The sequence below is a fragment of the Microbacterium sp. SA39 genome (assembly GCF_000967865.1).
Classification (GTDB): Bacteria; Actinomycetota; Actinomycetes; order Actinomycetales; family Microbacteriaceae; genus Microbacterium.
Genome location: NZ_JXRU01000012.1, coordinates 1 through 10,121 on the forward strand (window position 1 = coordinate 1; position 10,121 = coordinate 10,121).

At 68.8% G+C, this 10,121-nt stretch carries 11 protein-coding genes; 8 read left to right on the top strand and 3 right to left on the bottom strand.

Translation table 11 applies throughout. From position 1 onward, the window contains the following. The 5 genes from RS85_RS00155 to RS85_RS00170 all read left to right on the top strand — a co-directional run. On the top strand, window positions 1-1,387 hold a 1,387-nt coding region (locus RS85_RS00155; RefSeq protein ID WP_235282285.1), incomplete at its 5' end, for an MFS transporter. A gap of 45 nt (window positions 1,388-1,432) precedes the next feature. Beyond that, window positions 1,433-1,591, top strand: coding sequence for a hypothetical protein (locus tag RS85_RS19640; RefSeq protein ID WP_160298598.1), 159 nt, complete (start codon window positions 1,433-1,435; stop codon window positions 1,589-1,591). A gap of 149 nt (window positions 1,592-1,740) precedes the next feature. Further along, window positions 1,741-2,256: a zinc-binding dehydrogenase gene (locus tag RS85_RS00160; protein WP_046011392.1), complete on the top strand. Its 516-nt coding sequence runs from the start codon at window positions 1,741-1,743 to the stop codon at window positions 2,254-2,256. Beyond that, on the top strand, window positions 2,253-3,641 hold the full coding sequence (locus tag RS85_RS00165; protein WP_046011393.1) for an APC family permease: 1,389 nt from the start codon (window positions 2,253-2,255) through the stop codon (window positions 3,639-3,641). Before RS85_RS00160 ends, RS85_RS00165 begins: the two co-directional genes overlap by 4 nt. After that, a complete protein-coding gene (locus RS85_RS00170; protein ID WP_046011394.1) occupies window positions 3,628-3,846 on the top strand; it encodes a hypothetical protein in 219 nt (72 codons plus the stop codon). Before RS85_RS00165 ends, RS85_RS00170 begins: the two co-directional genes overlap by 14 nt. 10 nt (window positions 3,847-3,856) lie before the next feature. On the opposite strand, the gene corA is transcribed toward RS85_RS00170, so the two are convergent. Next, complete coding sequence (gene corA / locus RS85_RS00175) at window positions 3,857-4,873, bottom strand: magnesium/cobalt transporter CorA (protein ID WP_046011395.1); 1,017 nt, start codon at window positions 4,871-4,873, stop codon at window positions 3,857-3,859. 37 nt (window positions 4,874-4,910) lie between these two features. Continuing rightward, window positions 4,911-6,194 (bottom strand): serine hydrolase domain-containing protein, encoded by a 1,284-nt coding sequence (locus RS85_RS00180; RefSeq protein ID WP_046011396.1) that lies wholly within the window; start codon window positions 6,192-6,194, stop codon window positions 4,911-4,913. A gap of 97 nt (window positions 6,195-6,291) precedes the next feature. On the opposite strand from RS85_RS00180, the gene RS85_RS00185 reads away from it, so the two are divergent. Next, window positions 6,292-6,606, top strand: coding sequence for a DUF2470 domain-containing protein (locus RS85_RS00185; protein WP_046011397.1), 315 nt, complete (start codon window positions 6,292-6,294; stop codon window positions 6,604-6,606). A 50-nt stretch (window positions 6,607-6,656) separates the two neighbouring features. Beyond that, a complete protein-coding gene (locus RS85_RS00190; protein WP_046011398.1) occupies window positions 6,657-7,304 on the top strand; it encodes a biliverdin-producing heme oxygenase in 648 nt (215 codons plus the stop codon). An 81-nt stretch (window positions 7,305-7,385) separates the two neighbouring features. Here the strand turns inward: RS85_RS00190 and RS85_RS00195 are convergent, their stop codons facing one another. Then, window positions 7,386-8,807 carry an ATP-dependent DNA helicase gene (locus RS85_RS00195; RefSeq protein ID WP_046011399.1) on the bottom strand — a complete coding sequence of 474 codons (1,422 nt, stop codon included), beginning with the start codon at window positions 8,805-8,807 and terminating at the stop codon, window positions 7,386-7,388. Between the two features lie 115 nt (window positions 8,808-8,922). Between RS85_RS00195 and RS85_RS00200 the strand changes: the two genes are divergently transcribed. Beyond that, complete coding sequence (locus RS85_RS00200; RefSeq protein WP_046011400.1) at window positions 8,923-9,993, top strand: hypothetical protein; 1,071 nt, start codon at window positions 8,923-8,925, stop codon at window positions 9,991-9,993. The last annotated feature ends 128 nt before the right edge of the window (window positions 9,994-10,121 follow it).

Consider the following 10,121-nt stretch of genomic DNA (forward strand, 5'->3'; position numbering starts at 1 on the left):
CCACCCACCCCTGTCCCCCGCCAAGCGCTGGCTCGGGCTGATACTGATCGCCACCGCGCAGTTCGTCGTCATCATGGACACGTCGATCATCGGCGTGGCGCTGCCCGACATCCAGCGCGACCTCGGGTTCACCGCGGAATCGCTGTCGTGGGTCTTCAACGCCTACGTCGTCGCGTTCGGCGGCCTCCTCCTGCTCGGCGGCCGCCTCGCCGACGTGTTCGGTGCGCGCAAGATCTTCGTGAGCGGCTGGATCGTCCTGATCGTGGGCTCGGTGCTCGCCGGAGCCGCCGGAGACGTCGGGCTCGAGATCACCGGTCGCGCGATCCAGGGCGCCGGCTCCGCTCTGATCGCCCCCGCGGCGCTGACCCTGCTGATGATGCTGTTCGGCGGCACACCCGACCTGCCGAAGGCGTTCGCCGTCTACGGCGCGGCCGCACCGATCGGCGGGACCGCCGGAGTCTTCCTCGGCGGAGTGCTCACCGAATACGTGAGCTGGCCCTGGGTGTTCTACGTCACGATCCCGATCGCTCTGTTCGTCCTCGCGTTCACCGCCGGCGCCCTTCCCCGCACCCCGCGCAGAGCCACAGGGTCGATCGACCTCGGCGGCGCCCTCACCGTGACCGGCGGACTCGCCGTCGTCGTCTACGCCGTGGTCAACGCTCCCGAGGTCGGCTGGCTCAGCTGGTCCACCGTGGGTCTGCTGACGGCCGGCATCGTCCTGCTGCTGGCGTTCTTCCTGATCCAGGCGCGCAGCCGGAACCCGCTGCTGCGCCTCGGGCTGCTCCGCACGCCTCTGCTCGGCGCGGCGAACGGCGCCCAGCTCCTGCTCGGCGCGGCCTGGGTGTCGATGTGGTTCTTCCTGAACCTGTACCTGCAGCAGGTGCTCGGGGCGAGCGCCTTCGCCGGCGGTGCCGCTCTCCTGCCGATGACCGGCCTCGTCGTACTCGTCATGGTCGCGCTCGCGCCGCGTCTGCAGGCGCAGTTCGGGGCGAAGTCACTGATCGTCAGCGGTCTTCTCCTGCTGGCAGCCGGGCTCGCCTGGCTCGCGTTCGTGCGCCCCGACGGCAGCTACGTGATCGACGTCCTGCCCGCGTCGCTCGTGGCGGCTCTCGGCATGTCGCTGGCGTTCGTCCCCTCGCTGGGCACCGCCATCAACGCCGCGCCGCCGGCGGAGACCGGTGTGGCCTCGGGACTGGTGAGCACGAGCTACCAGATCGGATCCGCACTCGGGCTGGCCGCTCTGACCGCGATCGTCTCGGGCGTCGCGGGTGCGGACCCGACGCGGGTGGAGCTGACTCAGGGATACTCCGCCGCATTCATCGGCGCCGCGATCCTCGCGGCGGTCGGTGCTGCCGTCACCGCCATCGGGATGAGGAGATCACGCTGACAGGGCGACGAACGGGGCTTGTCTTAGCCTTCTAGGCTGTCCTCCGTGACCCCCGAATCGACGGATGCTGCATCCAGACGTGTGGTGTTCCACCGCTTCGGCGGGCAGGAAGTGCTGGAGATCGAGCGCCGGGCGGTTCCGATTCCCGCACCGGGCCAGGTTCTGGTGCGGGTCGCTGCAGCCGGAGTGAATCCCGTCGACTGAAAGCCGTTCAGCGGCGAGCCGATGCATGACCCCTACGAACGCAGCCTGCCGTCGGGCAACGGGTACGACTTCTCGGGAACGATCGCGGCCCTCGGCTCGGCGAGCGGGTGTTCGGCGGGCTCCGTCACGAGGCGCAGGCCGATCATCTCGTGATCGAACCGGCTGCACTCGTCCGTGTACCCGCCGGCCTCTCGCTCCTCGTCGCCGGCGCGCTCAACGTGGTCGGGCGCACGGCCGTCGCGAGTGTGGAATCGCAGCGGATCTCGGCGGGAGACGTCGTGCTGGTCAGCGGGGCGGCCGGCGGCGTCGGCATCCTCACCGCACAGCTCTGCGTGCTGCGCGGTGCGCGCGTGTTCGGAACCGCCAGCGCCCGCAACCATGCGATGCTGCGCCGTCTCGGCATCCATCCGCTCGCCTATGGAGGCGATCTCGTCGACGAGGTGCGCGCAGCCGGCGGATGCCGGACGCGTGAGCTGACGCTGATCGCCGGCCTGCTCGCCGACGGCGCGATCGAGCTCCCGATCGATTCGGTGCATCCGCTCGAGAACGTGCGCGAGGCGTATGACCGCTCGATCGCCGGCCACGCGACCGGCAAGATCGTGATCGTCACCGACCTGTCAACCCCGTCGCCCGGACTCGGCGGAGACCATAGTTTTCGAAGATGACGACTGAGACCGCGCCAGGCGCCGAGGCTCCCACCCGCCTGCGGAGAGCCATCACCGGCCCTCTTCTGTTCGCCTTCATCCTGGGGGACGTGCTGGGCGCCGGCATCTACGCGCTCATGGGCGTGCTCTCCGAGAAGGTCGGCGGCCTGCTGTGGGCGCCCATGCTGCTCGCTCTGCTGCTCGCGCTGCTCACGGCAGGCTCCTACGCCGAGCTCGTCACGAAGTACCCGCGCGCCGGAGGCTCCGCGGTCTTCGCGGAACGCGCCTTCCGCAACCCGATGGTGTCGTTTCTGGTCGGCTTCAGCATGCTGGCCGCGGGCGTGACCAGCGCGGCGGGCCTCGCCCTCGCCTTCGCGGGCGACTACTTCGGCACCTTCATCGACCTTCCCGCGATCCCGGTGGCGATCGCCTTCCTCGCCGTCGTCGCTCTGCTGAATGCCCGCGGCATCCGCGAGTCGATGGGCGCCAACCTGGTGATGACGGCGATCGAGCTCAGCGGACTGGTGATCGTGATCGCCGTCGTCGCGATCTTCGTCGGCGGGGGCGGCGGCGACGTGTCGCGCGTCACGCAAGCGCCCGAGGGCACGAGCGTCGGCATGGCGGTGCTCTCCGGCGCCGTGATCGCCTACTACTCGTTCGTCGGATTCGAGACCTCGGCGAACATGATCGAAGAGGTGAAGAACCCGCGGCGCACCTACCCGCGCGCGCTCTTCGGGGCCCTGGCCACCGCCGGAGCCGTGTACGTGCTGGTGGGACTCGCGAGCTCCATCGCCCTGCCGGCATCCGAACTGCAGGAATCGTCCGGTCCGCTCCTGGCCGTGGTCGAGGCGACGGGCGTCAACATCCCGTCCTGGCTGTTCAGCCTGATCGCGCTCGTCGCCGTCGCGAACGGCGCGCTCCTGACCATGATCATGGTCAGCCGCCTGACCTACGGCATGGCCGAACAGGACCTTCTGCCGGCTGCCCTCGGCCACGTGCTGCCCAATCGCAAGACGCCCTGGGTGGCGATCCTCACCACCACCCTCGTGGCGATGGGGCTCACCCTCGTCGGAGACCTCGCGACCCTCGCCGAGACGGTCGTCCTGCTGCTGCTGTTCGTCTTCCTCAGCGTGAACGTCTCGGTGCTGGTGCTGCGACGTGACGATGTCGACCAGGACCACTTCCGCGTGTGGACCTTCGTCCCCGTCCTCGGCGTCGCCTCCTGCATCCTGCTCCTGACCCAGCAGCGGCCGATCGTCTGGCTGTTCGGCGCGATCCTGCTCGCGGTCGGCGTCGTGCTCTTCCTGCTCGCACGCTGGGGTCGGAACCGCTCCGCGGCCACGAAGACCACGCACACCGACACCACTCGCACCGACACCACCGAGGAGAACCATGACCACGCCTGAGCACGGATCCGCAGACGAGATGACGAGCGAAGAGAAGCGTCACGACCAGCTGACCGCCGCGCCCGACGCCACCGAGGCCGACGCGGCCCCGCGCATCGAGGTCAGCGAGCACGACGGCAACACCCGCATCGACATCGCCCCCGACGCTCCGGTGCGCCCCGGGCCCGGCCCGGGCGTCGAGACCGACGACGACGAGACGGCCTGAGGGCTACGCGCTACAGCCAGCCCTTGCGCTTGAAGATCGCATAGAGGCCGAAGCCCATTCCGACCATCAGGGCGATCGCCATGGGATAGCCCAGCGCCCAATGCAGCTCGGGCATGTGGTCGAAGTTCATCCCGTAGATCGTGCCGACGAGCGTGGGCGCGAACAGGATCGCCGCCCACCCGGAGATCTTCTTGACCTCTTCGTTCTGGCGGATGCTCAGCTCCGTCATGCGCCGCATCTCCTCGTTCTGCCGACGCGCGACGATGGTCGATTCCACGGCGAGGGCGTTGTCCAGCACCGTGCGGAACGTGGTCGCGCGATCGGTCACGCGCAGCGTGTGGTCGAGGACGTCGCGCAGGTACTTCTGCAGCTCCTCGCTCACCCGGTACTTGTCGGAGCCGCGCAGCAGAGCATCCAGCATCCCGGCGAGCGGCTGCGTCGCGCGCTGGAAGTCGATGACCTCCCGCCCGAGGTCGTAGATGCGCTGAGTGGCATCCACGTCTTCCTCGAACAGCTGACTCTCGATCTCGTCGATGTCGTTCTCGAGACCCGCGAGCACGGGCGCGTACTCGTCGACGACCTCGTCGAGGATGGCATACAGCACCGCCTCGGGCCCGTGCGCGAGCAGCGTCGGGTCGCCCTCCAACCGCCTGCGGACGCGTCCGAGGTCGGGCGACTCCGCATGCCGGATCGTCACGACGAAATCAGGACCGACGAGGATGTGCACCTCGCCGAACTCGACCTCCTCCGAGGCGTCCAGGTAGCGCGCCGGACGCAGCACCATGAACAGCACGTCTCCATAGCGCTCCAGCTTCGAACGCTGATGCCCCGCGAGCGCATCCTCCACCACGAGGACGTGGATGCCGAACTCGTCGGCGACCGCGCGGATCTCCTCTTCGCTCGGACGATACAGTCCGATCCAGCTCATGCCGCCGCGCTCGCGCATCCGCTCGAACGTCTCGCTGAGGCTCTGCGGATTCTCGGTGCGGACGCCGTTCACGTAGATCGCGTTGTCGATGATCGCCATCGCCGTCGTCCCCTCGTTCTGCCGGATCGGCGGCGGATCACTCCACGGGCGGAGGCACACACACCAGGGCGGCATCCGTGATCGCCTGGTGGTACTGCTCGGCCGTGAACGGCAGACCGAACTCCGGGGCGGTCTGCCCGGAGGCCGCCGGTGCCTTCGACGCGATCGCCGCGAGCTCCCACGAGAGGTACTGAGCGAACAGGGCTCCGGCCGTGGAGTCGTTCAGCGCGACGGCGACGGTGAATCCGGTCGTCGGGTCCGAGTACGCCGACGTCGCGTAACCGGGAGTCCAGCCGTGCTGTCCGACCATGGAGCCGACGAGGTAGGCACCGCCCGTCGCCTGCAGCCAGGACGGCGCATCGGCGGCGACCGGGAGAGGCGCCGCGAAGCGATCCGGCTTCTCCTCGGTGCGGAGCGCCTGCGCCGCCTCGGCCTGCGCGTAGCGGCCGAGGTCGGTGATCGTGGAGACCACGCCGGAATCCGTGAAGCCCGAGCTCGACGAGAGCTCGGTGATGTCGACAGGCGCCTCGCAGCTGTAGCCGCCCTCAGCCACGTTCAGGAAGTGGCCGTTCATCACGGGGCCGTCTGAGGGCGGAGCCAACGCCGGACGGGGGAGGGACGTGTTCGGCAGGCCCAGGGGCTCGGTGACGTATTCCGCGATCAGCTCGGCAGCCGACATGCCGGATGCCCGTTCGAGCGCGAGTCCCAGCAGCAGGTATCCCGAATCGGAGTCGCGGAACGTGGTCTGCGCCGCGACCCTGTCGCGGCCCAAGCCGTAGCCGGCCAATTCCAGAGGCGCCCAGACACGCTCGGGGGTGTTCAGCCAGGCGTTCTTGACGGTCGCTTCCGAGGAACCGGCGCCGCTCGTGCCGTTGCAGAGATCGAGGAGGGTGATGTCCTGCATGTCGGCGACGCCCGACACGTACTTCGGGACCTTGGCGTCGAGCTCGACCGTTCCCTCGTCGGCGAGGGCGTAGAGCACGTCACAGGTCATCAGGCGCGTCACGTCTGCGATGCGGAACGACATCTCGGTGTCGAGCGGCACATCGCTCCCGCGCTCCTGCGTGCCGCTCGCGGTCACCCAGGTACCACTCCACGGAACCCACACGCCCACGATCGCCCCGGAGGCGCCAGATGCCGCGACCGCGTTGTCGACCGCCGCCTGCATGGCGGCGACCCTGTCATCGGGAAGCGCGCCCTCGACCTGCGCGGGCGGAGTGTAGGTGAACGACTCCCCCGGCGAGCATCCGACGAGAGCGAGACCGAGCACGACGGCGCCCGCCATGGCGGCGCGCCACCGGCGCGACGAGAGATGCTGCATGGAAAGTACCCCCGAAGACGTGTCTCCCGAGTCTAGAACGCCGATGCTGAAAGTCTGCATCCGCATGCCCGGTTCGGCGCGCGCATAAGGTGTGAATGTGCCCCATGCCTTCGAATCCGATGTGATCACCGCTGTCCTCCGCCACATGAACGGCGACCACACCGATGACAATCTGCTCATCGCGCGCGCTTTCGCCGGACCCTCCGGTGCGGCCATCACGGATGCCGTCATGACCGGGTTCGACGGCGACGGCGGCGTGTGGGACATCACCCGCGACGGCGCGACCTCGGAACTGCGCGTGCCCTGGCCCGGCGGTCCGATCGATGATCGCCCTGACGTGCGGCGCGAGGTCGTCGCACTGTACGACGCCGCCTGCGCCCGCCTCGGGATCGAGCCCCGCCCGCACGCGTAGCGCGGAACTGCGGGTTCCATCGGAGGTTAGGTAAGCCTTACACTGGTCGCATGCCTGAGATCCTCTCCTTCTCCGCCGCGCTGCGCGAGCGCTCCTCCGGGTCGCACTCCCGCAGCGAGGGCGCCGGCTTCATGTCCGATCTGTTGAAGGGTGAGGGATCGCGCGAGGACTACATCTCCCTCGTCTCGCAGCACTACTTCATCTACGAGGCGCTCGAGGGCGCCGGCGAGCGGATGCGGCGGGATCCCGTGGCATCCGTGTTCCTCAGTGACAAGCTCACCCGCCTCCCCGCACTCGAGGCCGATCTCGAATTCCTCGTCGGCACCGACTGGCGGGAGCGCATCACCGCGTTGCCGACCACCGAGCGCTACGTGGAGCGCATCCGTCAGGTCGGCGCCACCTGGGCGGGCGGCTTCGTCGCACACCACTACACGCGCTACCTCGGCGATCTCTCCGGCGGCATCTTCATCGGCCGCATCATGGCCCGCCGCTTCGGGTTCGAGACCAACGGCATCGGCTTCTACCTGTTCGACGACATCGCCGACCCGGCAGCCTTCAAGGACGTCTACCGCGAACAGTTGGATGCCGCGCCGTGGGACGACGCCGAGCGCGAGCGCGTGATCGACGAGGTGCTCCTCGCCTACCGCTTCAACACCGAGCTGTTCGAAGACCTCGACCGCGCCCGCGTCGCCGCCTGAGACTCCCCCGGTCGTTGAGCGACGCTTCGACTCGCTTCGCTCGCTCAGTGCAGGTCTACGCGAGACGAAACGCCTCGACCGCTAGCCCGTCGGCAGCTCCGGGGTCGACTTCGCGAGCCACGCCTCCCGCATGAACCGCCGCACGTCCTCGTCGACGCGGATGTCGCTTGGCCGCAGCGCCCGCGACAGATACAGGCCCTCGAGGGATGTCAGCCGGCTCAGGGCCACATAGGTCTGCCCGGGCGCGAAGGCCCCCGAGCCGAGGTCGATGATGGCACGCTCGTACGTCTTGCCCTGCGACTTGTGGATCGTGACGGCCCAGGCCAGCCGTAGCGGGAACTGCGTGAACTCGGCCACGACGTCCCGTGACAGCTTCTTCGTGTTCTGGTCGTACGCGTAGCGGAACCGTTCCCACACCGCCGGTTCGACGTCGACCTCCTCGCCGTCGATGTCGACGCGCACCGCGCCGCCGAGGATGCGGATGACCGTGCCGATCGTGCCGTTCACCCAGCGCGGAGGCTCTCCCGACATCGCCGTGTCGTTGCGGAGGAACATGACCTGCGCGCCGACCTTGAGCTTCAACTCCGATTCCGCGGGCAGCGATGCCTCGCCGCGGCCGAAGTCACCGCTGACCTCGGCGCGGGCGGTCTGCTCCTTGCCGGGCAGCGCCACGAGGTGCTGGCTGTTGATCTTGTTGACGATGTCGTTGCGGGTCGCGAGGGTGATCATCGGCACCTCGCCCGGTTCCGGGTCGGGGGGCGTCCTGGCGCCCTGGGCGTTGAGCACCCCGGCGATCTCGGCGGTCACGCGGCCGTAGCGCACGGCGTTGAGCATCGCCTTGAATCCGTCGTCGGACTGCCGGTGGATGTTCACCAGCTCGCGCACATGCAGCTCGGCCCGGGTGTCGACGGCGAAGAGACCGTCCTGGTCGGACGAACCGTAGCCGTGCGCCTCGGCCCGCGTGCCGGAACCCGTCCACGGCCCTGCCCACACCTTCGCGTCGAAGAACCAGAACGAGCGGTAGTGATCCTGCACGTAGCGCGCCTCGTCGCCGCGCGGAGGAACGGGTGCCAGCTGGTACGGGTCGCCGAACATCACGACCTGCACGCCGCCGAAGGGTTCTCCGCGCCTCCCCCTGGCCTGGCGCAGCGAGCGGTCGATCGCATCCATCAGGTCGGCGTTGACCATCGAGATCTCATCGATGACGAGCGTCTCGATGGCGTTGAGGATGCGGCGGGTGGCGTCGTTCTGGTCGATGTCGGCGTCGCCGATCAGACCGATCGGCAGACGGAACAGCGAGTGGATGGTCTGCCCCTCGACGTTCAGCGCTGCGACGCCGGTGGGAGCGCAGATCGCGATCTGCTTCTTCGTGTTCCATGCGAAGTGCTGCAGGAGCGTCGACTTGCCGGTGCCCGCGCGTCCCGTGATGAAGACGTGCTCGCTGGTGTCCTCGATGAGCCGGAACAGCTCTTGCTGCTCCTCGGACAGGGCGGGAAGGGACACGGTTCTCTCACGGGGAAGCGGACGGACACGGACGCCCACCCATGCTACGTCCCGGCATCCGTCGCACGCCGCCGACGCTCGGCGTCGTCCCAGGACGCCCTCCTAGACTGACGCCATGCAGCAGGCCGAGAAAGCGGCGCCGCGGCGCGCCCGCCTCGGCGCTGATCTGACCATGCTCGCCCTCGTCGGAGTCCTCCTGCTCGCGGCGCTCGGCGCCGGCGGCGCCACGCTCTACCAGCAGTTCTACGGCCCCTCGGCGTTCGTGACCCGCTACCTGGACCTGCTCTCCGCAGGACGCGCGGCCGATGCCCTGCGCATCCCCGGTGTCGCCGTCGACCGTGAGACCCTCGCGGCGGTCGGCATCGACGCGGCGGCATCCGAGGCCCTGCTCCGCCACGCCGCGCTCGCCCCGCTGACCGAGGTCGAGATCGAATCGGAGAAGCCCGCGGACGGCAGGACCGAGGTGACCGTCAGCTACAAGGCGGCCGGCCACGCGGGCAGCACCACCTTTCTGATCGAGCAGGACGGCTGGGCCGGCGTCACGCCGAACTGGCGCTTCACGACCAGCCCGCTGGCCGTGGTCGAGCTCACCGTGCGCGGAGCCGACCGTTTCGCCGTGAACGGCTTCGAGGTCGACCGGCGCCAGGTGTCGGCCGATGGCGTGAACGCGGTCGCATCGGACCCGCTGCCCCTGCTGGTGTTCACCCCCGGGCTCTACTCGGTCACCGTCGACACCGCCATCGCGACGTCTTCGGGCAACGGCGTGCTCGCCGACGCTCCCCTCGCCGTCACCCCGCTCGACGTGCAGACGACGCCCACCGACGAGTTCGTCGCGGTCGTGCAGAAGCGGGTCGAGGAGTTCCTCACCCAGTGCACGACGCAGGAGGTGCTGCTTCCCGCCGCCTGCCCGTTCGGCCTCGAGGTCAGGAACCGCATCACCTCGCCGCCGAAGTGGTCGATCACGGCGCAGCCCCAGGTCACAGTGGTTCCCGACGGCGGCAATTGGCAGATCCCCACGACGGATGCCGTCGCCCACGTCGAGGTGGAGATCCAGTCCCTGTTCGACGGAACCGTTGAAGAGGTGTCCGAGGACGTGCCGTTCCAGGTCAACGGCACGATCGTCATCCTGCCGGACGGCTCGGCGTCGATCCGGGTCGGCTCGCCCGACGATCCCGCCGCCGACTAGCTGTGATGTCCAGGGACGTTGTTGCGTGAATCGCGTGTGATTTGCGGATAGGTGAAGGCCTCCTGTTGCGAGAGTGGAGCTGTCTAGGAACCACTTTCCGCACTCAGGAGGCCTTCATGTCCCACGCT

Coding starts and splice junctions, on each gene's coding strand:
- RS85_RS00165 (WP_046011393.1), top strand. CDS start 2,253: ATGACGACTGAGACCGCGCCAGGCGCCGAGGCTCCCACCCGCCTGCGG.
- RS85_RS00170 (WP_046011394.1), top strand. CDS start 3,628: ATGACCACGCCTGAGCACGGATCCGCAGACGAGATGACGAGCGAAGAG.
- corA (WP_046011395.1), bottom strand. CDS start 4,873: ATGGCGATCATCGACAACGCGATCTACGTGAACGGCGTCCGCACCGAG.
- RS85_RS00180 (WP_046011396.1), bottom strand. CDS start 6,194: ATGCAGCATCTCTCGTCGCGCCGGTGGCGCGCCGCCATGGCGGGCGCC.
- RS85_RS00190 (WP_046011398.1), top strand. CDS start 6,657: ATGCCTGAGATCCTCTCCTTCTCCGCCGCGCTGCGCGAGCGCTCCTCC.
- RS85_RS00200 (WP_046011400.1), top strand. CDS start 8,923: ATGCAGCAGGCCGAGAAAGCGGCGCCGCGGCGCGCCCGCCTCGGCGCT.